At 42.5% G+C, this 259-nt stretch carries 1 protein-coding gene; it reads right to left on the reverse strand.

Translation table 11 applies throughout. The features are described 5' to 3' along the window. Positions 1 to 60: 60 nt before the first annotated feature. A partial coding sequence (locus Q4528_RS14505) for a carbonic anhydrase (protein WP_303522348.1) occupies positions 61 to 259 on the reverse strand: 199 nt, incomplete at its 5' end.

A 259-nucleotide genomic window follows, 5' to 3' on the forward strand; every position in this document is an offset into this window, starting at 1 on the left:
CGCAATAAAAACGCGGCATTAGCCGCGTTTTTTTATGTCTGCAATATGTCATTACAACATTTATTCTAGTCCGGTTCGTGAAATGTCCAATGTATTAAGAATGCCGTTTTGAATCGAATAGATGCAACCATGTACCGATAGCTCTTGGCCATTGCGCCACGCATTTTGCACGATAGAGGTTTGCGATACGTTTTTAACTTGCTCCATCACATTAAGCTCACACAAACGATCAGCACGCTGCTGTTTGTCTGCTATGGCT

This window comes from Staphylococcus pasteuri (assembly GCF_030547725.1).
Taxonomy (GTDB): Bacteria; Bacillota; Bacilli; order Staphylococcales; family Staphylococcaceae; genus Staphylococcus; species Staphylococcus pasteuri.